The organism is Streptomyces crystallinus (assembly GCF_039521265.1).
GTDB lineage: Bacteria > Actinomycetota > Actinomycetes > Streptomycetales > Streptomycetaceae > Streptomyces > Streptomyces crystallinus.
In genome coordinates, this window is record NZ_BAAACA010000014.1 from 574,344 (window position 1) to 594,837 (window position 20,494).

Here is a 20,494-nt window from a genome sequence, read left to right on the forward strand (position 1 = left end):
CACGCACGCGGATATACGACGGGGGCGGGGGACCGACGTGGTGGCCCTGCCCTGCCCGCGGCCGGCCGCCGGGCGACGCGGGCGCCCCCGGACCGGCCTCCTTCCCACCCCTCTCGCGATGGAGACACCTTGTCGCTGCGCATCACCGCTCTGTCCGACCCCGCCGAGAACACCGCGGGCCGCCGACTCGTCTGGCTGGCCTCGGGGGCCGACGGCGCTCCGGTCGGATCCGCTTTCCTGCGGCTGTTCACCCGGCCCGGCCAGGACCACCTCGCCGAACTGGACATCCAGGTCCACTCCGCCGAGCGCCGCGCGGGCGTGGCCTCGCGGCTGCTGGAAGCGGCCGTCGAGGCGGCCCGCCAGGACGGCCGGCGCAGCATGATCGCGCAGGCGGAGGCGGACTCCCCCGGTGACGCGTTCCTCGCCGCCCGCGGCTTCGCCAAGGTGCTGACGCTGACGTACGCCCGGCTGGTGCTGGCCGACGCGGACCTCGCGGCCCTCACCGAGGCCGTGGAGGAGCCGCACCCCGGCTACCGGCTGACGTCCTGGGACGGGACGGTGCCCGACGAGCTGGCCGACACGTTCGTGGCCTCGCGCCGGGCCATGGACGACATGCCGATGGGCGCCACCGACTTCGGCACCGTGGTGTGGGACCTGGAGCGGGTGAGGGCGGCGGCCGCGGCCGTCGCCGGGCGCGGCGAGAAGCTGCACACCGTGGCCGCCGTCGACGAGTCGGACGGCTCGATCGTCGGCTTCACCGAGCTCGTGGTCCCGGGCGACGGCACCGGCGACGGCCAGCACTACGGCACGGCCGTCCTGCCCGAGCACCGCGGCCACGGCCTCGCCCGCTGGATGAAGGCCGCGTCCATCCGACAGGCCCGCGAAAGCCACCCCCGCCTCGCCGGACTGCTGACCGACACCGCGGACAACAACCCGCACATGCGGCACGTCAACGACGCGCTGGGCTATCTGCCGACGCACGCCGCGCACGAGTACCAGCTCGACCTGTAGCCGCCCGCCCGCCGCCCGGGGCCGCACAACAGCCTGGAGCCGCATCCTGACCGCCAGGCCCGCACCACGCCGTGCCCGGTGGGCGCCCCCGCAGGGAGCCGGGCCGTCGGTGCCCGCCCCGCGCGCGGCGGGGCGGGCGCCGGGTGCCGGGGACGCAGTGGGAGGGGAACCCTGCGTCCCCGGCACGCGCGCGGCCGTACCCACGGACGGGTGCGGCCGCTTGGAAGCCCTGTCGCCAGCATCGCAGGCCGAGCGCGTCCGGCGACAGTGAACCCCCGGCCACAATCGCCGCCCCGGCCACGTACAAAGAGGCGGAGAACGCTCTCGTGTGCGGCCCCTCGGCGGTGCCCGGTGGCAACGATTTGATCGCGAAACGGACGCGCGCATTCCCCGTGGCCGCGCTCCGCCGTTGAACCGGGCATGGACAGGGACGCTGCACAGAGCCCGGAGACCGCGCACCGGGCCGAACTGACCGGGGCCTACTGGCTGTCCACACCGGCACGGCCCGGGGCCGACTGCGAATGGTGCACCCGGCTGCGCGAGGCGGACCGGCGGGCCCACCAGCGCGCCGGCGGCTCGGGCACGGGGTGGGAGGGCGACCGGATGAGTTCGGCGCGGGCGGCCATGATGAGCCTGGCGCTGATGACCATCGTCCTCGCCATGGCGATGACCGCCGCGCATCTCTGACGCGGCTGGGAGGACGAAAGGAAGGCGGCCAGGCAGAGCGTGAACCGGACGCCCGAGCCGCCCCCCGTATGCCCGTATGCCCGTGAGCCTACGCCGTGCCCTCGCCGCGCCAGAACGCGTCGGGCAGCGCCTCCACTTCGGTGGCCGCCTCGCGCAGCTCCGCCGCGACGGGCAGCAGCGCCGTGTAGACGGGGTCGCCGCCGGCCGCCATACGGTCGATCACCTCGGCGTTGGTACGGGCCCGCTGGGCGACGACCGCCCCGAAGGCCGCCCGGTCGCCCTCGTAGCCGTACGCGTCGAGGAAAAGATGCAGTCGCCGGGCGCGGTCGTCGAAGTCCGTGAAGCCGGTGCGCCGGGCGAACCGGCGGGCGTGCAGCGGTACCCAGGTCAGCGCCATGAACGCCAGGTCGAACTCGCGCGAAGACGGCCCGGCGGTGTCCCAGTCGAAGAACCCGGCCAGGTCCCCGTCGCGCCACACGGCGTTCCACGGAGCGGCGTCGTGGTGGCCGATGACCAGGCCGGGTCGCCAGGTCTGCCCGGCCAGCCAGCGCGCGCCGGGCGGCGGTTCGAACGTCTCGGTGGCGTCGTGCAGCCGTCGGGCCCAGCGGCCGACGCTCCGGAGGGCGGCGTCGTCGTACACCCACGAGGGCCAAGGGAGCTCCTCCCCGGCCGTCTCCCCCGCGAGGTGGGTCAGCATCTCGCGGCCGTGCTCGTCCGTGCCGAGCACGCGGGGCGCGCCGTCGAACCCCACGGCCTCCAGATGCCGCAGCACCGCGTGCACGGCGGGTGTCCAGGGCTGGGCGTCCCGGTGGACCGCGTCACCGATCCGCACCGCGCCGACGGTCCGGCCCCCCGGCAACCGCTGCTCTTCCATGCTCCCGTTGTATCCCATCACCGAGGTCCGCCGCACCGGCATTTCCCGGCGGCGGCCGGGCTCCCGCCTCCGGCCCGTCATCCCCCTCAATACGCTTGCCGGTCCGGGCAGGGCGCGGATAGCGTCCCCCCTCGTGACTTCGCCCTCGCCCTCGCCCTCGGCTCCGACCCTGCGCACCGACCGTCTGCTGCTCGACCGGTACACGCCGGCCGACGAGGAGGCCTTCGTCGCGCTCTTCCAGGACACACGGGTGTCCCGGTGGATGGGTGACGGGACCACCTCCGAGGCCGAGGACCGCGCCCTGTTCGGGCGGGTCTTCTCGAAGGTGTACGCGCGGGACCTGTTCGACGTGTGGGCGGTCCGCCAGGACGGGCGGCTGGTCGGGCACGCCGAGATCAAACGGACCGACGAGGTCGACGGGCACGAGATCATCTACGCGCTGGCGCCCGAGGTGTGGGGCCGCGGCCTCGGTCTGGAGCTGGCCGCTGCGATCGTCACCCACGGCTTCGATACCCTCGGCCTGACCGAGGTGCACGCCACCGTGGCCGAACCCAACAGGGCGTCGCTGGCGCTCCTCGAACGGCTCGGCTTCGCGCACGTCCGCGACATCACCGAGGACGACGGCAGCACCACGCGGGTGCTGACCCGCACCCGGAGTTGACCGCCCGTCAGGAACGCACGGGCACCGGCGCGGCGACCGGCTCCGGCGTACGCGCCGGTGCTGCTGCGACGGTTATGGCGTGAACACGTCGGCCCGCACGGGTTGCCCTCGGCGGGGCCCGGGTACCCGGCCGGTCCCGCTACGCAGGCGCGACGACAGGGAAGGGACGCCGATGAGGGCTGTGACGTGGCAGGGCAGGCGGAACGTCCGGGTGGAGACCGTGCCGGACCCGGTGATCCAGCAGCGCACCGACGCGATCGTGCGCGTCACCTCGACGGGGCTCGGCGACTTCGACCTCCGTATGTACGAGCGGCACGCCACGCTCGCCCCGTTCATGAAGCCGGGCGACGTCCTCGGCCACGAAGCCGTCGGGATCGTGGAGGAGACCGGCTCGGAGGTCACGGAGCTGAAGCCCGGCGACCGGGTCGTCGTGCCCTTCCACATCGCCTGCGGGCACTGCTGGATGTGCTCGGCGGGCCTGCCCGGCCAGTGCCTGACCACCCACGACCCCGACCACGACACGGGCGCCGCGCTCTTCGGCCACGCCGGGCGGTACGGGTCGGTGCCGGGCGCGCAGGCGGAGTATCTGCGGGTGCCGCAGGCCCAGTTCGGGCCGATCCGGGTGCCCGAGGGTCCGCCGGACGACCGCTTCATCTATCTCTCCGACGTCCTGCCGAGCGCCTGGCAGGCGGTCCAGTACGCGGACATACCGCCCGCCGGGACGGTGGCCGTGCTGGGTCTGGGCCCCCTCGGCGACATGGCCTGCCGGATCGCGCTGCAACGCGGCGCCTCGCACGCCATCGGCGTCGACGTGGTGCCCGAGCGGCTGGCGCGGGCGCGCAAGCGGGGCGTGGAGGTGTTCGACCCGGGTGACTACGAGAGCCGGGACGAACTGATCGCCGCGATCGGCACCCACACCTTCGGCCGGGGCCCCGACGCGGTGGTGCACGCCGTGGGCACCGAGGCCCACGACGGCCTCCTCAACAAGCTGGCCCAGTACCAGCGGGCGTCCCGGCCGCACGGCGGGCGCACCCCGGAAAACGGCGCCGGCCGGCTGGCCGCCCTCCACCTCGCCATCGCCCTGGTCCGCCGGGGCGGCACGGTCTCGCTCGGCGGCGACTACGGCGGCACGGCCGACCCCCTGCCGCTGATGACGCTCGCCGAGAAGCACGTCCAGCTGCGCGCGGGCCGGGCCAACATCCACCGCTGGAGCGCGGACATCATGTCCTTCCTCGCCGACGACGACCCGCTCGGCGTGGACGACTTCGCCACCCACCATCTGCCGCTGGAGCAGGCCCCGTACGCGTACGACATCGTCGAGAGCGGGGCGGACGGCGCCGTCAAGGTCCTCCTGCGGCCCTGACCGTTGCCCCGTCTCAGCCGCCCTCCCCCCTGGACGCCTCCGCCCCGTCGAGCAGCTCCTGCACCCGCTCTCCCAGGCAGCGCCCGAGGGTCTGGTACGCGTAGAACTGCTGGTGGTCGAACCACTGGTCGCTGGTGCTGTCGTGCGGGAAGACGGGGTGGGAGGCCGCGTAGGAGAGCAGTTGGTAGGGCAGGTCCCTGGTCAGCGTGGTGCGGGCCACGATCAGCGTGCCGTGGCGGCTCCGCTCGCCGTCGATGTCCAGGTCCTCGGGGTAGGTGATGTCCCCGGTGACCACCGACGTACGCGACAGACGGGCGTTGAGTTCGGAGAGGACACCCGGGGGCTGGAGCGGTTCGCTGCCGCCGGGGACGAGTTCGGTCGGCTCGTGCAGGGTGATGGTGATGCCCAGCTCCTCGTGGGCGAGCGCGATGGCCTGCGCCAGGGTGGTGGCGAAGGGCGGGATGTCGCCGCTCGCGTCGATGCACACCGCCGTACGGACGCCCTGCCGCAGCAGTTCGACGAGCCCGAGGTTCTCGTAGTGGCCGCCGTCGGTCACCAGCAGCAGCCGGTCGTCCATCGGGTAGCGCCCGAACACCTCGCGCAGCAGATACGGCAGCCGGCGGATCAGCGGCGCCGGGGGTGAGGGCCAGCGCGGCGCGTTCCACTGCTGGGCGAGGGCGCCCGGGTTGGGCAGCCAGCTGCCCAGCCGCGCGTTGGAGAGCGCGAACAGCGTCTGGAAGGCGCGGGCCTGGGCCCCCATCGCCGAGGCGAAGGCGGCGCCCGAGACCGCGACGGCCGACTGGACGGTGAGGTCGCGCGCGATGTGCCGCCGGGAGCGTTGCTCCAGGCAGGCGGTGCAGGCATACCCCACGTCGGGGCCGCCGACGTAGTCGTGGGAGAGCGAATAGGAGACCGCCTTGCGCCCCGGCGGGGTCCGGTCGCTGCCGGAGAGGTTCGCCGCTCCGGCGAAGATGACCTGGGGGAAGTGCTCCTTGCGCGCCCCGTACACGCTGAGCGAGGTGGTCTCGTTGGCGAAGTCGTACGGCCGGGCCACCTGCGTACCCGCCGTACCGGGCAGGATCTCCCGGCGGACCGCGAACGCGGAGGCCAGCCGGCGGCGGTAGAAGGGGTGCAGGCTCATCCACGTCTGGTCCAGGAGCGCGCCGATGGACAGCAGCACGGCCGGGACGCAGATCTGCAGCCACAGCGGCCACGCCCAGCCGGTGGCGGTCGCCCAGCCGAGGACGGCCAGGAAGGCGGCCAGGAGGAGGATCAGCACGACCCACACCGTCAGATACTGCAACAGGCCGTTGGGGACCGCCCGGCTCAGGCCCGACCGGCCGCGCACCACGTCCATCACCTTGGACAGGCCCCGGCGCACGGTCTGGCGCCGCCGCCACAACGTGCCCACCAGCGCCGCGACATAGGTGACCAGGACGGTGAGCCCCGCGCCCACCGTGGCGTCGGGGCGGCTGAGCTGGAACCGGGTCTGGAGGTGGACCGCCGCCCAGGCGAGCATCGGGACGACGACGACCACGGCGGTCAGCGCGAGCGTCAGCACCACGAACGCCTGGAAGGCCCGGGCCAGCCAGCGGGCCGTACGGTCGGCGCGGTCCCAGACGTAGACGCACAGCCACAGCAGCCAGATCCCGGCGGTGGCGACGAGTGTGTACGCGAGGGTCCACAGCGCCGGGTCCCGGAAGGACGGCCGCGGGGGCGTGGCCGTGCAGTGGGCGCAGAAGCGGATGCCCGGCTCGGCCAGATGGGACAGATCGGTCACCGGCACGTGGTGGTAGGCCCAGCTGAGCACGAGCCCGATGGTGGCGGTCGCGGCGGCCAGCAGGAGCAGGGACGCCAGCAGACCGCGCAGCAGCACCCCGAGGGCGACCATCCACTGCCCGGTGCCGTCCGCCACGTACTTGGAGTGGCGCCGCAGATGGTCCTCCTCGGGCGAGCCGGGCACGAAGGCGTCCTGGGAGGTGAGGTCGCCGTTGAGGGCCAGTTGCATCGCGCCGACCGTGTAGCCGCCGCCGGAGACGGAGACCAGGTACCGGGCCTCGCGCAGCGAGCGGCGCAGGGCCTGGAGGGCGCCGAGGGTGACGGTGGCCGAGCGGATACCGCCTCCGGAGACGCAGAAGCCCAGCTTCGCGTGCGGGCGGCCGGGGGCCGTCGTGCTGTGGTAGCGCCAGTGGGCGGCGGGGATCCCGGGCTCGGCGTGCGGATGGACGACACCGGTCGGCCAGACCCGTCCGTCGGCCTCGGCGACCGGCCACGGCGGGACCAACGCCGGGGTGGCGGGCGGGTGTCCGGGGTGCGGCGGCGACTCTGCGCGCTCGTGGTCCGCGTGGCCCCCGCCGTCATGGCCGGTGTCGGCGCCGTCACCGGGGCCGGTGCCATCCCCGTCACCGGGGCCGGTGTCGGCCTCGGGGGCCGCCGCCCGCTGCACCAGGCCCCGGCCCGCGCGGGAGACCGTGGTCGCCCACACCATCGCGCCGACGACCGTGGAGGCTCCGAGCAGCGGCCACTTGACGGTCTCCAGCGCCGCGGCCGTGGCGAAGGGCCAGTCGCCGACGTCGCCGCGCACGTTCAACGCGCCGACGAGCAGACCGTTCTCGACGAGGCCGAACACGGCGGCGGCGAAGGTGGCCACGATCGCCCAGTGGGCGACCTGGCGGCCGCGCAGCCCCGAGTACGCGTGGTGCCCGATCTGGAACACCAGCAGCAGCGTCGCGGCGCCGCAGGCGACCCACACCATATGGGCCACCAACGCGTCCTGGAAGGCGGCGGCGTGCCCGTCGTACGCCTTCTGGGCCGCGTCGGCCGTCCCCGCGAGCTGGAGGCCGGCGAGGTCGACGTCCGGGGCGCGCCACAGGAAGTAGGCGCCGCCGAGCGCCGCCGGGACCAGCGCCACCCAGGCCCGCAGGAACCCCTGCCTGGCGGTCACGGGCCGGGCTGCCGTCAGGACAGGCGGCGAGGAGTGAGGCATCGGGTCACCTCATGAGGTCGGTGGTCATGCCTACCGCCCCGGTGGTCCACCGTCCCCGCCGGTGTGCCACCGGGACCGTACGCGCGGGTCAGTCCGGAGGTTCCTCCGGTTCCACTTCGTCGGCCGGTTCGTTCTGGTCGTCCGGGGCGGCTTCCCCGGCGCGGCCGTCGCCCTGCTCGCGCGGACGGCGGCGGGGGTCCTCGCGCCCATGCTCCTGGCCGGGTTTCGGTGACGTCGGCGGCGGCAGGTCGGGCGTCTTGGGCTCGTCCTCCTGCGAAGAGCCCTCCGGGCCGTCCCGGTCCTTGCGGTTCTTGTCGCTGTCGGCCATCTCAACCTCCTTGCGCGAAAGGCCGGTACGCGGGGTGCCCCGGGTCAGGTCAGCAGACGGGACAGCGCGTCGGCGTAGTCGGCGGGCAGGTTCTTCTCGTCGGCCAGGGTGTGCAGGAAGGTGTGGTCGCCGGACGCGGTCAGCGCGTCCAGCACCACCGGCTCCAGCTCGGCCGGGGCGGCGGCGGTCGCGCCGATGCCGGGGCCGGTCGGGTGCGCCTCGCCGCCGGCGCCCACCAGCGGGAGGCGCGGGCGCAGTTCGGCGCCGGTGGGCTCGATCTCGTCCAGGGCCAGCTGCCACCGCACCCCGCCGTCCGGGGACGCGGTGAGCGCCGGGGCCGGGGCGGCGGCGAGCGCCGGGAGGTCGGCCAGCGCGCCGGTCAGCCGGTCGGTGGCGTCCGCCAGGGTCAGCCCCGCGACGATGGTGTCGGCGGTGCCGTCGTGCAGATGCAGCACGTGGTCCGCCGACATCCCGGGGACCGGCTCCAGCGTCTGTCCCGGGGCGAGGGCGTGCATGAGCCGCTTGGAGCCGCAGCGGGCGACGCCGTCGACGACGACCAGCCGGATGTCCTTGTCGCGGGCGTCGACGAGGCAGGTGTACGGGTCGCCCTCGGCGCCGTCGACGACGACCAGGTCCGCGCGCTTCCCGGCGCCCAGCGACCCGAGCGCCGACTCCCAGCGCAGGATGCGGGCCGCGTCCCGGGTGACCATGGCGACCAGCTCCTGGTCGCTGAAGACGGATCCGGCGGCGGTGGAGGCGAGCCGGGCCGCCTTGAGCTCACCGAGCAGCCCCTTGCTGCCCGACACCGACCAGTCCGAGCCGAGGCCCATCAGCACACCGGCCTCCTTGGCGGCGGCGATGTCGGCGGTCTTCCCGTAGAGCAGGAGGTTGGAGAACGGCGACCACACCATGGAGCCGCCGTGTGCGGCGAGGACGGTGAAGTCGTCGGCGGTGAGACCGGTGCAGTGGATGCCCACCAGGTTCTCGGTGATCGCCCACTTGCCGGGCTTGAACTGGAGGGCCTGGAAGTGCGCCCGGGCGGCCGCGTCGGTGCCCTCGGCCAGATGCAGCAGCAGCCGGTGCGGCTGGTGGAGCCGGGCCAGGAACTTCTCGGCGTCCGCCGCCTCCACGTCGGCGATCCGGGAGGCCGCCTCGGGCAGGTCGGGCGCGTCGGTCTGCTCGACGTTGCGGACGATGCCCCGGTACATCCGGCGGGCGCCCGCGTTGCTGAACAGGGCGATGCCCTGGCTGGTGGTGGTGCCGTTGACCAGGGCCTTCGCCTCGACATACCGCACCACGGCGGGCATGAGGCGGGGGTCTTGGCCGAGCACTTTCATCGGGCCCGTCACCAGGGTGTGGTAGGCGGGGTTGGAGCTGCCGCCCCACTGCGCCCGGTTGCCGTACTGCTTCGGCACCTGCCACAGCGGCAGCACGTCGTACGGCAGGTGGTTGTGCAGCTCGATCAGCCCCGGGTAGACCGAGCCCCGGGTGTCCACGGGGTGGATGTCTTCGAAGCCGGGCGGTGCGGGTGCGTCGGCGGGCAGCACCGCCTCGATGAGGGTGCCCGACACATAGAGGACCCCGTCGTCGAGCACGGTGTCCGACGGGTCGAGGGTGACGATCCGGCCGCGCAGGGCGAACCGGCCGGTATCCGGGGCGTCTGCTCCAGGCGACATCGCGGCATCCCTTCTCGCCACTTCCGAGGCGGACGGATGAACACCACATATCGGATGAACATCACTTAATAGACACCATGCCGTAATGTCATCCGTTGATCACCTTCTGTCATGACTGATCGCCCGCATGGAGTAGGAGCACCGCATGCACCCCTTCGACCCCGGTTACGCGCAGGAGCCGTACGCCTCACTCGTGTGCGACTACCCCGGCCCCGAGGTCTATCCGGCCGCCCACTTCCGCGTGGAGTGGGGGCCGATCTTCCATCGGGGGCGCCTCGACGGCACGGCCCGGGTGCTGGTCATCGGGCAGGACCCGGCCGCCCACGAGGCCGTCACCCGCCGGATCCTCGTCGGCACCGCGGGCCGCCGCTTCCAGGGCTTCCTGGCGAAACTCGGCATCGACACGAGCTATGTGATGGTCAATACGTTCGTGTACAGCGTCTTCGGGCAGCAGGGCGGCAACGTCCACGCCAAGGACGAGCACATCGCCGCGTACCGGCACGGCTGGCTGGACGGCATCGTGGGCCATCAGCCCATCGAGGCGGTGATCGCGCTGGGCGGGCTCGCGGACACGGCGTACCGCACCTGGCGCGAGACCCCCTCGGGCGCCGCGTTCGACGGCGCCTACCAGCACATCCTGCACCCCACCTTCCCCGACAGCGCGGCGAGCTCCGGGACCGACCCCGCAGAGGCCATGGCCAGGCTGCTGACGAACTGGAACAGCGCGCTGGAGGCGCTGCACGGCGTCGTCACCCCCGACACCGAAAGGCCGCTCGCGCTCTACGGCAGCACGCTGACCCCGGCCGACCTCGCCACCATCCCCTCGGCCGACCTGCCGCCGGGGCTCCCGGCGTGGATGCGCTCGGACGAGCCGTGGGCGAGCCGCCAGGGGGCGACCCCGGCCGAGAAGCGCGCCACGATCGTGGTCCAGATCCCGCCGGACCAGCGCCCCTTCTCCTGAGGGACGATCGGCGAGCCGCGGCTACTTGGCGCCGACCGGGCTCACATAGGTGCCCGGGTGGGTGGCCCCGTCCTGGAGGAGGATCGAGCCGACCGGCCACCGCAGGGTGTGGGAGTGCGTCTCGCCCGGCGGGGTGACCACCATGCGGGTCGGCCGGAACTCGTTGCCGCTGCCCTGGGTGTACGGCAGGTAGTAGATGGTGAAGGTGGTGGTGGCGCCCGGCCGTACGGTCACCCGGTGCGGGCGCTCGGCGGTCTGCCGCACCAGCGACCAGGTCAGCGGGCCCACCAGGTCCACGCCCGGATACCCGTTCAGCACACAGGTCGTGGCGCCCTTGTTGGTGAGCGTCACGGTCAGCGCGTACTGGAGGTTGGGGTTCTTGGCGCGGCTCGCCGGCACGATCGCGAAGCCGAGGCCGGCGGTCCGGCAGCGCCCGTCGGAGGCGGCACTCGCCCCGGCGCTCCCGGTGGCGGCCGGTTTCGACGGCGACGGCGCCGTGCCGCCGGAGGTGCCCCCGGCCCCGGAGGCGGACGCACTCGGGGCGGCGCCGGTGGCAGCGGTCTTCCCCGAGCCGCCGTCGCCGCAACCACTCAGCATGAGAGCGGCCGCCACGACGGCGACGGCGGGCGGAAGAATTCGAGGACGCGACACGGTGGGCTCCTCACCCTCGTACTCCACATGACGGCTCTGGCCGCACACAGAATGACGCGTACCACCCTGACGCGGTTTCAGGCCCGCCGCTCCTGTGCCGCCGGACGCCCTCCTGGCCGCTCAGCCGGGGTGCACCAGCCGGACCTCCTCGCTGCCGGCCCGGTCGTGCTCCTCCGCCCAGTTCCGCAGCGCGCTCAGACAGGCGTGGTCGAGGTGGCGCAGACCGGTCAGATGCAGGTGTACGGCCCGGTCCTTGGGGAGTTTCTCCAGTGTCTCCAGGATGCGGGGCAGCCGCAGGAAGGTGGCGTTGCCGACCACATGGGCGCTCACCGGGCCCTTCCCGTCGTCGGTGACCTCGATGTGGACATGGGAGGTCTCCCAGGCGGCCTTCACCACGGCCAGCAGCAGACCGATGAGGACGCCCTCGAACATGTTGGTCAGCAAGATGGCGAGCGCCGTCGCCGCCAGCACCACCGCCTCGCCCCGGTGGGTGTTCCAGAGCGCCGACAGGCCCCTCACCGGCAGGAGTGTGACACCGGCGTGGACGAGGACACCGGCGAGCGCGGCGGTGGGCACGTAGGTGAGCGCGCCCGGCAGCAGAGCCGCGAAGAGCAGCAGCCAGACGCCGTGCAGTACACGGGACGCCTTGGTCCGCGCGCCCGCCTGCACATTGGTGGCGCTGCGCACGATGACCGCGGTCATGGGCAGGGCGCCGAGCAGCCCGCACACCGTGTTGCCCATGCCCTGCGCCATGAGCTCCTTGTCGTAGTCGGTGCGCGCCCCGGTGTGCAGCCGGTCGACCGCGGCCGCGCTGAACAGCGACTCCGCGGAGGCGATCAGCGCGAACGCCAGCACCGTGGCAAGCAGCCCCGTGTCCGCGAGCTTCGCGAACTCCGAGGAGCCCGGCGGCTGCACGGCCGAGGTGAGTCCGCTCACCCGCACCCGTGCCACCGGCAGGTCGAGCAGCACGGTCAGGGCGGTGGCACCGCCCACCGCCGCCAGGGCGCCGGGCAGCACCCGGCAGCGGTCGGGCAGCCGCTTCCACACGGCCATCACGACGAGCGTGCCGCCGCCGACGGCCAGCGCGGTGAGCGCGGTCGCCGACCGCGCCACCTCCGCGACGAGACCCGGCAGACCCGCGATGTTCGGCACCCCCGCGCCCGGGCCCTTGCGGTCGGCGAGGATGTACAGCTGGCCCGCGATCAGCAGCAGACCGATGCCCGCCAGCATGCCCTCCACCACGGCCGGCGAGATGGCTCGGAACCAGCGGCCCATCCGCAGCGCGCCCAGGGCGAGTTGGATGAGTCCGGCCAGGAGGACGACGACGCCGAGGGCGGCGAGGCCGTACTCGGTGACGGCGCTGTGGACGAGGACGGTGAGACCGGCGGCGGGGCCGGACACCTGGAGGCTGCTCCCGGGCAGCACCCCGGCGACCAGCCCGCCGACTATGCCGGTGACCAGGCCGAGTTCGGCGGGAACGCCGGAGGCGACCGCCACGCCCACACACAGGGGCAGCGCGACGAGGAAGACGACGAGGGACGCGGCGAGGTCGGAGCGCAGCGCGCGGGCCGGCACGGGGCGTGGGTTCATGGCGTTCCGTTCTGTCAGTGGGGAAGGAACGTCGCGGACTGTCGCGACCGGGCGAAGGGCCCATGGTGCGGCGTCGGGGAACGTACGGCAGCAGCGGACAGAGCCGGGCCGGGTGCCGTCGGAAAGGTAGGTATGAGCATGGTCGGCGCTCTGCCGCGACGGGTAGGGGCGGCAAGGAGCACGCCGAGAGCGCACCGGGATCATGACCGGCTCATATCGGGGCGCGGGCGCCGCTGCCGATCCTGCCGGGGCGCTCGCAGGTGACGGCGAGGGCTGCCGTGCCGGCCCGGACCCACTGCCCGGGCGGGCACGGGAGCGACCACTAACCGCGCAGGTCCACCACCGAACGGAGTTTGCCGCTGGTGGGGCTGCGGTCCAGGGACGCGCCGTCGACCGCCTCGACCGCGAGGTCGAGCAGCCGCTCGCTCACGGCCGAGCGCAGCTCGGGGTAGTCGGCGAGGAAGGCCTCGCGCAGTTGGTCGGGCCGCGCCGCGCCGGCCCGTTCCACCCGCACGGTGAGCCGCTCGCGGGTGTCCTGGCGGGTGAGGACGGTCTGGAGTTCGCCGCTGTATCCGGCGCGCTCCTGGGCGATGGCCACTAGGCGCCGGTGGTTGAGGAAGTACGTGGCCACCCGCATCACGTCACCCGTACGGCCGCGCAGCTCGAAGCGGGTGGCGTGGCTGCCGCAGGGGCAGCGGCCGTCGACCGCGCGGCCGAGGTCGCCGATCACATAGCGGCCGAGGTGCTGGCCGCGCCGGGCGTGCGTGGTGAAGACCAGCCGGCCCGTCTCCCCCGGCGCCACCGGCCGGTCGGCTTCGAGGTCGAGTATCTCCATGGTGTGCAGATCGGCGTGCAGATGGTGGACACCGCCGACGCTCTCGGCGCACTGGTAGCCGAGCGGGCCCAGGTCGGTGCTGCCGTACGTGATGGACCGCACGACCTCGATGCCGAAGGTGTCGCGCAGGGTGCGCTGCTGGGCGTCGGTGAAGTGTTCGCCGCCGTAGAAGACCTTGCGGATGCCGCCGTACGCGCGCAGCGCGTCCGCCTCCTCGTGCAGCAGCTGCCACAGGTAGGAGGGCATACCGAAGAGGGTGTCCGCCCCGTGGGCGATGAGTGCCTGTGCGGTGGCCCGGTGGTCGGGGCCCGCCGACAGGGGCAGTTGGACGCCGCCCAGGCGCTCGAGGATGGAGAAGAAGCTGATGAAGCTGCCGTACATGCCGCCGCAGTAGAAGAGGTTGGCGGTGCGGTCGGCCGTCGGGTCGTAGCCCGCGGCGAGCAGACCGCGGGCGGCGGCGTGCATCTGGGTGTCGTAGTCGTCGTAGCTGAACAGCGAGAGCGCCGGGTCGCCGGTGCTGCCGCCGCTGCGGAAGTACAGCTCGGCGTCGGCCCTGGACACCTGGCGGTTGAGCTCCTGGACCTCCTCCTTGCCGGTCAGCGGGCCGGTCGGCGGCGGCAGGACGACGGGCCGGGCCAGGTCGTCCAGACAGGCGGTGGTGGCGAACCGGGCGTCGGCCTGGACCGCGACGCGCCGGCTGTAGCGCTGGAGCGCGTACACGCCGTCGTGCGGCTCGCCCGAGTACCCGTCGAGCATGGCGCCCAGCGGGGTGACCCGGGTGACGCCCGCGGCGAACACCGCCCGGGAGAGCTCGGCGGTGTCGGTGGGGCTCGCCGCGACGCCGGCGGTCTGGAGGTAGCGGCGCATCGGGCGCAGGGCGCCGATCAGCTTCTCGCGCGGCAGCGGCTTGACCCACACACTGCGGTGCAGCGGCGAGGCGGTGAGGGCGGGCCGGGTGTCGGCCATGACCCGCCAGGAGCCGTCGGCGGCGGCGAACACCCGGGTGAGACCGAGGTGTTCCTCCAGGCGGGCGACGAGTTCGGTGGTGGTCAGCTCGGCCTGCGCGGCGAGGTCGGGAGCGCCGGGCGCGGGCGCGGCGGCGGGCCGGGCGGCCAGCACGTCCGCGAAGCGCTGAGCGAAGGCGAAGACGTCCTGCTCGTCCTCGGTGTCGAGGTAGACCACCTGGGGGCTGGAGCAGGCCTGCTGCTCGTACAGGCACACATCGTCCGCGAGGGCTTCCAGCGTCGCGCTCTCGTGCCAGGTGTCTCGGGTGAGGTAGGCGAAGGAGATGCGGTGTCCCCACTCCACCAGCCGGCAGCCCGGCGGCACATGCGCGGAGACACCCTCGACGGCGCTCTCGCCGCCCCAGACCGCGACGGCGTCGGCGGGCGCGCACATCAGCGCCAGCCAGTCCTGCCGGGAGGAGGAGAAGCGCAGCACGATGACACGGGCGGCGAGGGCGCCGGTGGTGTCGAGCGCGACCAGCTCGGCCAGCAGGTACTGGGTGAGCAGGGTGTCGCCGCCGCTGGTCTTGAGGATGTTGACGTTCCCGGCGAGCAGGCCCTCGACGATGCTGAGCGGGGCGACGGAGGCCGCGTTGCCCGGCGCGATGTGCGCGACCAGGCCGACCGGCGCCCAGGCCTCGTAGACCGTCTCGCGGGCGTCGGGCCGGTTGAGCCGCCCCGGGGCGGTGCCGCCCAGTTCGCGGCGGAGCTTGCGGGTGAGCTCGGTGCGGCTGAAGTAGGTGCCCAGCTCGTCGAGGAGCGCGGGGTCCTCGCCCTCGGCCAGCTGCCGGGCGAGCCGTTCGCGTACCGGGTGCGCCGGATCGCGCAGGGCCGTGGCGAGCGCGTCGCAGGCGGCCAGCACCGTCTCGGTCTCCAGCGGGTTCGCCAGCGCCTCCTCCACGGCGGCGGGCAGGTCGGCCAGGCGCCGCCCGGCCTCCTCGTCCCCGATGAACGCGCCCTGCCAGTAGTGGTGTCGGTCAGCCCGGTCAGCCCGGTCCATGGTGTCCTGCACGGTCACGACATGCCCTTCATCAGTTCGGCGGCGGCCACCGCGCAGCTCTTGTTGCGGCTCACTCCGGCGCGCCCGTGGACGGTGAACCAGTCGGTGCCGAGCTCGCAGCCGCACTCCGCGCCCGGGTGCAGCGAGGCGAGGTCGCCCATGACGACGCTCTGCGCCGGTACGGAGGTGATGTACGGGGAGACGAGGTGCAGATAGCCGGTCTCGCCGTACGGGAGGGGTTCCAGCGTGCTGGTGGAGAGGATGGCGACCCGCGACCAGACGGGGGCGTGCAGCCGGTGGTGGTCGCATTCGATGTACGGGACGCAGTGCTCGACGGAGCCGAAGGTGTCGCGGATGCGCTCGCCCGGGATGCCGAGTTGTTCGGTGACGCGGGCGTACATCTCGTCCTTGCCGATGCGCTGGTCGGCGTGGCCCTTCCAGCCGCCGCCGAGGATGACCAGGGAGCCCTCGGGCAGCCGCAGCGGCGCCATCCCCATGGCGCGCATCCGCTCCAGGGTGAAGTAGAGGAAGGCGGGGAAGCCCAGGATCCGGACCGGGGCGCCGTCGCTCTCGAAGCGGCGCAGCGCGGCGACGCAGCCGAACGGGTCGAACTCGTGGCCGGCGCCGGTGTTGCGCAGCGCGTATTCCACACTGCGGGCGGGCGCGAAGTCGCAGAGGTAGTTGTCCGTGAAGGCGGTGCCGAGGTTGAGGGCGGGGGCCGGCTCGTAGCTGTAGAGGAGGTAGTTGACCTCCTGGTCGGGGGTGATCCAGCCGTTGCGCTCGAAGATGCGGGCGACCATGCGCTGGGCCGAGCGGATGGTCCAGGTGTCGAAGAACATCTGCGACTTCTGGCCGGTGGTGCCCGACGAGGTCAGATGCAGGTCGACGTCCTCGCGCGGGATGGACAGCACTTCGTGGCGCTTGAAGAAGTTGGCGTGCACCAGCGGGGCGCGGTACGGGTGCGCGGGCGGCGTCGCCTCGTACAGCGAGCGGAAGAACGGGGAGCGCTCCGCGTGCCAGGCGTTGGTCTGCGCCATGGCCGCGGCGAACAGCTCGTCCTCGGCGGGCCCGCAGGCGTACGGGTCACTCAGGTCGCACAGCTCCTGCACATGCGACAGCAGGGCGGGGTCGGGGACGCCGACCGGGGCGAGATGGGGGTTCATGAGGCAACCTCTAGGGTGGGCAGGTAGGTCGACGCCCAGGCCGACAGATAGCAGTCCAGATAGGGCTGGAGGGGCGGCTCGACGACGACGCCGCGGAAGTCGATCTGCTCGGTGGTGCGCGAGAGGACGACGTAGTCGTGGAAGCCGTCGCCGTCCGCGCGCATCGCCGGATAGAGCGCGCCCGCGACGAACCCCTGGGCCAGGAACGCGGAGAGCGCCTGGTGGTGCGCGAGCGGCACCAGCGCCTCCACATAGCCCGCCCCGGCCCGGGTCAGGGCGCGGGTGACGGGTTCGAGGTGGTCGGCCGCGGCGGCCGGGTCGGGGTGGGCGGTCAGCAGCGAGCAGTAGCCGCCGGTGCGGTTGAGGTACGCGTACACCTCGAACCGGCCGTCGTCGGGGGTGAGCAGCACGTTGGGCGTGTGCAGCGGGTAGAACCAGCCGGCCGTGTCGGGGAAGCGCTCGTGGAAGCGGCGGCGTACGAAGGCGGGCGCCTCGATCATCTCCAGGCGCTCGACGGGTCCGGGCCCGGCCGCCGGGAGCGGGCTGGTGGCGCGGACGTCGCCGTAGCTGACGCCCAGACAGCTCTCCACGGCCTTCAGGAGCGGCAGCAGCGGCGCGGGCACCTCGGTGACCGGTACACGGCGCTCCAGCACACCGGTCGAGTGACGCGCGTAGAGTGCCAGGCTCTCGCGGCTGCTGAGATCCACGGCGTTGGGCAGGACGCCCAGCGGGCGGAACCCGTTGCGGGCGACGACGCGCTGGGGCCCGGCGCTGACCGTGCGGACCGTCGCGTACACCGAGTCCAGGCGCCCGCTGTCCAGCATTCCGGCGCACAGTGCCTCGGTCAGGGTGGCGGCGAGGCCGCCGGCGCGGTGGTCGGGGTGGACGGCGAGGCCTTCGAGGCGGCCGATCCGGCTGCCGGGCTCGCCGTGGATGGCGGCCGACGCGGCCAGTGCGCCGGTGTCCGGGCAACGGGCCACCAGCCACAGGGAGTCGGGGTCCTGGATGAGGCGGGCCATCTCGGCGGGGTCGGTGCCGAGCCCGGCGGGGTAGTGGGGGCCGTAGACGGCGTAGTAGAGCTGGCGCAGCTCTGCGATGTCGGCGCCGGTGGCCGGTGCCACCAGGGCGCTCATCGCTCGCTCCCCACGGTCTGCGGAGCGCGCTCGGCCGTGTCGCCCGAACTCGCCTCCAAGGTCGGCGGGTTGGGGTCTCCCAGCAGCGCCAGGGCGACGGTGGCGGGCAGCAGGCCGGCCGCCTGCACCAGGCAGAGGGTCTGCGCGCTGAGGTGGTCCCCCGCCAGGCCGAACAGCAGCGAGGCCACCGGGAAGGAGGCGCCGAGGACCGCCTGCATCACCGCGAAGAAGCCCGGCTTGTCGGCGGCGGGCACCAGCCGCTGGAACAGGGCCACGAAGCGCACCCCGATCACGCCGACGCACCAGCCCGCCACCACGAGGCACCCGGCGAAGACCAGCCGCCCCGCGAACAGGCCGGGCAGCGCCAGGGCGCACGCCATCAGCGTCAGACAGCAGGCACCGGTGACGGTGGGCCGCCCCGGGACCCGGGCGCCGGTGAACGAGCCGATGAGCGTGCCGCACCCGAGCGACGCCTCCAGGAGGGCCACGGTGGAGCCGCCGTCGTCGAGGACGGTCCGGGTGTAGAGCGGGATGACGACGAAGACGGCGGTGGTGAAGAGGTTGGCCGCGGTGAAGCAGACCAGGATCCTCCGTACGTACGGGAGGTGGCCCAGGATGGCGCGGAGCGTGCGCTGTCCGGGCGCGTCCGTCGCGGCGGCATCGCCGTCGGCGCCGGGCGCGGTACGGAAGCGGACGCCCGCGACGAGCAGCGCGGCGGCGAGGTAGGCGGCTCCGCAGCCCGCGCCGAGACCGGCCACGCCCGCGCGGTCGACGGTCACCGCGCCGAGCAGCGCGCCGCCGAGACCGGCCAGGGACTGGGTGGACAGCTCGAACCCGGTGGCCGCCTCGATGTCCTCGTCGTCGACGAGTTCGGGCACCGAGGTGGTCAGACAGGGGTCGAAGAAGGCCTGGCAGGTGGCGAGGGCGAGCGTGGCGGCGTAGACGGCGGCCAGCGGCAGCCCGCTGGTCCAGGCCCAGACGGCCAGGGCGAGGGCGACGGCCCCGGCCACGGCGGCGGCCGTACGCAGCACCGAGCGGTGGGCGCTGCGGGCGACGACGCGGGCCACCACGGGCGCGAGCGCCACGGCGGGCAGGGTGCTGACCGCCATGAACAGGCCCGAGGCCAGGCCCCGTCCGCCGTCGACGGCGTAGGCCACCAGCCACCAGGAGACGCCGACCTGGAACATCCGGACGGCGGCCTGGGTCAGGACCTGGCTCAGCCACACGGCGCCGAAGGCGCGGTTGCGCAGGACGAGCGGCCTGCGGCGACCCTCGTCCACGAGGGGGGTGCTCATTCGGTCGGCCTCTCGTCCAGGACGCGGACGAGCTTGCCCGTACGCGGGTTGACGACCAGGTCGCGGTGGCGTGCCCACTCGACGGAGAGCGGGTGCACGAACCCGGCGCTCACACTGTCCGGGTACAGCGGCCGGGCGCTCTCCAGCTCGGTGACGACGGCCTTGGTGAGCACGTCGAGCGCGGCCGGGTCGTCGTCGCCCGGGGCGGTGGCGAGCCGCAGCACCAGTCCGTCGCGGCCCTGCCAGCGGCGGACGACCAGCTGCATGCCGACGATGCGGCCCTCGGTGTCCGCCTGGGCGACGGCGTCCTGCGCGTCCTGCGCGTACAGGGACACGGGTCCCACCCGTACGCCTTCCTCGGCGCGGCCGAGGATGCGGAAGTGGCCGAGGCCGGTGTCCGTCCACTCGGCGCGGTCGCCCGCGGGGTAGCGGATGACGGGCATCAGCCGGCGGAAGAGGCTGGTCACCACGACCCGGCCGGGGCGGCCGGGCTCGGTGAGGGGCTCGCCGGTGGTGTCGTCGAGGATCTCGACGACGGAGTACGGGGTGAAGGCGCGGTGCACCCGGGGGTCGGCGCCGGGCACCGGGCGGCCGAGCAGCCCCGCGTCGACGCTCGCGTAACCGACCGAGCGGACGGCCGCGTTGGGGAAGGCGGCGGTCAGCAGCCGCCGCTGGTCGGCGAAGAGGGCCTCACCGCCGAAGAGCACCAGCTCCACCGCGTCCAGCCGCAGGTCCGCGGCGAGGACGTGCTCGGCGAGGCGGCACAGCGTGGAGGTGGTGCCCGTCAGGACCTGGGCCGCGAAGTCGCGCAGGGTCGCCACCGTCGACTGGAGGGGCGCGGCGCCGCCGATGGGCAGCCGTACGTTGTCGACGGGGGCGTGGGCGAGCGAGTCGAGCACGAAGAGGAAGCTGGCGTAGAGCTCGCCCGCGTAGAAGAGGTCCGCGACGCGGTGGCCGGGGCGCAGACCGGTGTCCACCAGGCCCTGGCCGAAGGCGGTCACGAAGGTGCGCCACTCGTCGCGGGTGTAGACCGAGAACTTGGGCGCCCCCGTGGTGCCGCCGGTCTTGTAGACGGTCGCCTCGCTCAGGGGCCCGGTCAGGACCCGGTTGTCGTCGAGGGTGTTGGCCGCCCAGAACGTCTCCTGGTCCACGACCGGCAGGTCGGTGAGACGGTCGGCGTCCGGCGGCAGGGACGCGTAGAGCTCCTGGTAGAAGGGTGAGTTGTGACGGGCGAACCGGATGAGGTCCGAAAGCTGCTGGGCGGACATGCGGCCTT

At 73.6% G+C, this 20,494-nt stretch carries 16 protein-coding genes; 5 read left to right on the forward strand and 11 right to left on the reverse strand.

The features are described 5' to 3' along the window. The first annotated feature begins 129 nt into the window (after positions 1 to 129). Together ABD236_RS13210 and ABD236_RS13215 are read left to right on the forward strand one after the other, a co-directional pair. A complete protein-coding gene (locus tag ABD236_RS13210) occupies positions 130 to 1,011 on the forward strand; it encodes a GNAT family N-acetyltransferase (RefSeq protein WP_344073750.1) in 882 nt (293 codons plus the stop codon). 420 nt (positions 1,012 to 1,431) lie between these two features. Continuing rightward, positions 1,432 to 1,698 (forward strand): hypothetical protein, encoded by a 267-nt coding sequence (locus tag ABD236_RS13215; RefSeq protein ID WP_344073751.1) that lies wholly within the window; start codon positions 1,432 to 1,434, stop codon positions 1,696 to 1,698. An 88-nt stretch (positions 1,699 to 1,786) separates the two neighbouring features. Here ABD236_RS13215 and ABD236_RS13220 read toward each other — a convergent pair whose 3' ends face one another. Continuing rightward, positions 1,787 to 2,572 (reverse strand): phosphotransferase, encoded by a 786-nt coding sequence (locus ABD236_RS13220; RefSeq protein WP_344073752.1) that lies wholly within the window; start codon positions 2,570 to 2,572, stop codon positions 1,787 to 1,789. 133 nt (positions 2,573 to 2,705) lie between these two features. Here ABD236_RS13220 and ABD236_RS13225 point away from each other — a divergent pair, with 133 nt between their 5' ends. Both ABD236_RS13225 and ABD236_RS13230 read left to right on the forward strand, forming a co-directional pair. After that, the gene (locus ABD236_RS13225; RefSeq protein WP_344073753.1) at positions 2,706 to 3,233 is read left to right on the forward strand and encodes a GNAT family N-acetyltransferase; all 528 of its coding nucleotides are present in this window, start codon (positions 2,706 to 2,708) and stop codon (positions 3,231 to 3,233) included. 172 nt (positions 3,234 to 3,405) lie between these two features. After that, positions 3,406 to 4,596, forward strand: a complete 1,191-nt coding sequence (locus tag ABD236_RS13230) for an alcohol dehydrogenase catalytic domain-containing protein (RefSeq protein WP_344073754.1) — start codon at positions 3,406 to 3,408, stop codon at positions 4,594 to 4,596. 13 nt (positions 4,597 to 4,609) lie between these two features. Here ABD236_RS13230 and ABD236_RS13235 read toward each other — a convergent pair whose 3' ends face one another. From ABD236_RS13235 to ABD236_RS13245, 3 genes are all read right to left on the reverse strand, one after another. Continuing rightward, positions 4,610 to 7,540 (reverse strand): hypothetical protein, encoded by a 2,931-nt coding sequence (locus ABD236_RS13235; protein ID WP_344073755.1) that lies wholly within the window; start codon positions 7,538 to 7,540, stop codon positions 4,610 to 4,612. Positions 7,541 to 7,670: 130 nt separating this feature from the next. Next, entirely contained in the window at positions 7,671 to 7,910 is a 240-nt protein-coding gene (locus tag ABD236_RS13240; RefSeq protein WP_344073756.1) for a hypothetical protein, read from the reverse strand. 44 nt (positions 7,911 to 7,954) lie between these two features. Next, the gene (locus ABD236_RS13245) at positions 7,955 to 9,586 is read right to left on the reverse strand and encodes an amidohydrolase family protein (protein WP_344073758.1); all 1,632 of its coding nucleotides are present in this window, start codon (positions 9,584 to 9,586) and stop codon (positions 7,955 to 7,957) included. Between the two features lie 145 nt (positions 9,587 to 9,731). Between ABD236_RS13245 and ABD236_RS13250 the strand changes: the two genes are divergently transcribed. Then, positions 9,732 to 10,547 (forward strand): uracil-DNA glycosylase family protein, encoded by an 816-nt coding sequence (locus ABD236_RS13250; RefSeq protein WP_344073759.1) that lies wholly within the window; start codon positions 9,732 to 9,734, stop codon positions 10,545 to 10,547. A 21-nt stretch (positions 10,548 to 10,568) separates the two neighbouring features. Here the strand turns inward: ABD236_RS13250 and ABD236_RS13255 are convergent, their stop codons facing one another. From ABD236_RS13255 to ABD236_RS13285, 7 genes are all read right to left on the reverse strand, one after another. Then, positions 10,569 to 11,198 carry a DUF4232 domain-containing protein gene (locus ABD236_RS13255; protein ID WP_344073760.1) on the reverse strand — a complete coding sequence of 210 codons (630 nt, stop codon included), beginning with the start codon at positions 11,196 to 11,198 and terminating at the stop codon, positions 10,569 to 10,571. Between the two features lie 120 nt (positions 11,199 to 11,318). Continuing rightward, positions 11,319 to 12,788: a SulP family inorganic anion transporter gene (locus tag ABD236_RS13260; RefSeq protein ID WP_344073761.1), complete on the reverse strand. Its 1,470-nt coding sequence runs from the start codon at positions 12,786 to 12,788 to the stop codon at positions 11,319 to 11,321. 322 nt (positions 12,789 to 13,110) lie between these two features. Then, positions 13,111 to 15,645, reverse strand: a complete 2,535-nt coding sequence (locus tag ABD236_RS13265) for an acyl-CoA reductase (protein WP_344073762.1) — start codon at positions 15,643 to 15,645, stop codon at positions 13,111 to 13,113. Beyond that, entirely contained in the window at positions 15,642 to 16,790 is a 1,149-nt protein-coding gene (locus ABD236_RS13270; protein ID WP_344073763.1) for a LuxE/PaaK family acyltransferase, read from the reverse strand. Before ABD236_RS13270 ends, ABD236_RS13265 begins: the two co-directional genes overlap by 4 nt. Beyond that, positions 16,787 to 17,923 carry a GNAT family N-acetyltransferase gene (locus ABD236_RS13275; protein WP_344073764.1) on the reverse strand — a complete coding sequence of 379 codons (1,137 nt, stop codon included), beginning with the start codon at positions 17,921 to 17,923 and terminating at the stop codon, positions 16,787 to 16,789. Before ABD236_RS13275 ends, ABD236_RS13270 begins: the two co-directional genes overlap by 4 nt. Then, positions 17,920 to 19,218 carry an MFS transporter gene (locus ABD236_RS13280; RefSeq protein WP_344073766.1) on the reverse strand — a complete coding sequence of 433 codons (1,299 nt, stop codon included), beginning with the start codon at positions 19,216 to 19,218 and terminating at the stop codon, positions 17,920 to 17,922. The genes ABD236_RS13275 and ABD236_RS13280 overlap by 4 nt, the downstream gene beginning before the upstream one ends. Further along, complete coding sequence (locus tag ABD236_RS13285; RefSeq protein WP_344073767.1) at positions 19,215 to 20,486, reverse strand: phenylacetate--CoA ligase family protein; 1,272 nt, start codon at positions 20,484 to 20,486, stop codon at positions 19,215 to 19,217. The genes ABD236_RS13280 and ABD236_RS13285 overlap by 4 nt, the downstream gene beginning before the upstream one ends. Positions 20,487 to 20,494 lie beyond the last annotated feature (8 nt).

What these genes read in the sequence shown, in the direction of transcription:
- ABD236_RS13280 (WP_344073766.1), bottom strand. Translation starts at nt 19,218, where the DNA reads ATGAGCACCCCCCTCGTGGACGAGGGTCGCCGCAGGCCGCTCGTCCTG.
- ABD236_RS13230 (WP_344073754.1), top strand. Translation starts at nt 3,406, where the DNA reads ATGAGGGCTGTGACGTGGCAGGGCAGGCGGAACGTCCGGGTGGAGACC.
- ABD236_RS13220 (WP_344073752.1), bottom strand. Translation starts at nt 2,572, where the DNA reads ATGGAAGAGCAGCGGTTGCCGGGGGGCCGGACCGTCGGCGCGGTGCGG.
- ABD236_RS13250 (WP_344073759.1), top strand. Translation starts at nt 9,732, where the DNA reads ATGCACCCCTTCGACCCCGGTTACGCGCAGGAGCCGTACGCCTCACTC.
- ABD236_RS13240 (WP_344073756.1), bottom strand. Translation starts at nt 7,910, where the DNA reads ATGGCCGACAGCGACAAGAACCGCAAGGACCGGGACGGCCCGGAGGGC.
- ABD236_RS13270 (WP_344073763.1), bottom strand. Translation starts at nt 16,790, where the DNA reads ATGAACCCCCATCTCGCCCCGGTCGGCGTCCCCGACCCCGCCCTGCTG.
- ABD236_RS13260 (WP_344073761.1), bottom strand. Translation starts at nt 12,788, where the DNA reads ATGAACCCACGCCCCGTGCCGGCCCGCGCGCTGCGCTCCGACCTCGCC.
- ABD236_RS13285 (WP_344073767.1), bottom strand. Translation starts at nt 20,486, where the DNA reads ATGTCCGCCCAGCAGCTTTCGGACCTCATCCGGTTCGCCCGTCACAAC.
- ABD236_RS13245 (WP_344073758.1), bottom strand. Translation starts at nt 9,586, where the DNA reads ATGTCGCCTGGAGCAGACGCCCCGGATACCGGCCGGTTCGCCCTGCGC.
- ABD236_RS13275 (WP_344073764.1), bottom strand. Translation starts at nt 17,923, where the DNA reads ATGAGCGCCCTGGTGGCACCGGCCACCGGCGCCGACATCGCAGAGCTG.
- ABD236_RS13215 (WP_344073751.1), top strand. Translation starts at nt 1,432, where the DNA reads ATGGACAGGGACGCTGCACAGAGCCCGGAGACCGCGCACCGGGCCGAA.